This window comes from Mariniflexile ostreae (genome assembly GCF_042427585.1).
Classification (GTDB): Bacteria; Bacteroidota; Bacteroidia; order Flavobacteriales; family Flavobacteriaceae; genus Pseudalgibacter; species Pseudalgibacter ostreae.
This window is the reverse complement of sequence record NZ_JBHMFC010000078.1, coordinates 1-531: the sequence shown is the minus strand read 5'-3', so window position 1 is coordinate 531 and position 531 is coordinate 1. Positions and strand designations below refer to the sequence as shown.

1 protein-coding gene is annotated in these 531 nt (G+C 44.4%); it reads right to left on the bottom strand.

The window, feature by feature from the left end:
• Positions 1 to 65: 65 nt before the first annotated feature.
• The coding region (locus ACFFU9_RS12315; protein ID WP_379861758.1) for a tyrosine-type recombinase/integrase at positions 66 to 531 on the bottom strand (466 nt) is incomplete at its 5' end.

Sequence of the window (531 nt, the reverse complement as noted above, 5' to 3'; positions counted from 1 at the left end):
GCTTAAACCTTTAAGTTGCAGCTGTTCCATCTCTAAAATGTCTGCCACCGTATGTCGGGGACGCATTAATCGTAGAGCTTGTCCAGTGGAGAAAACTTTGAACCTCTGGGCAGATTGGCCACATGAAGATACGTGAGGGTCATCTCGATATGTGCATGCCCCAGAAGTTCTTTCAGGCTGACAATATTAACACCATATTCCAATACATGTGTGGCAAAAGTGTGCCGCAAGGTATGCGCGGTGATCTTTTTGGAACTGCCGATCTTACCGCGGTTTTCCTTGATCACCCATCGGATGCCATTTGTCGTCAGCCCACGTGGTTCACCATCTTTGGTCACCTGGCTGTTGAAAAGATAGATTTGAGGATTTTCAGTTTTAATGTACGTGTTTAGCCCTCTAATTAAGAACTTGCTTAAAGGCACATAATGGTCGATCTTCCCTTTTTTCTTGGGAATAAAGACTGTTTTACGATCAAAATCGATGTCTGCCAATTTCAGGTTGCACAGTTCGTAACTACGAAGTCCACAGCCA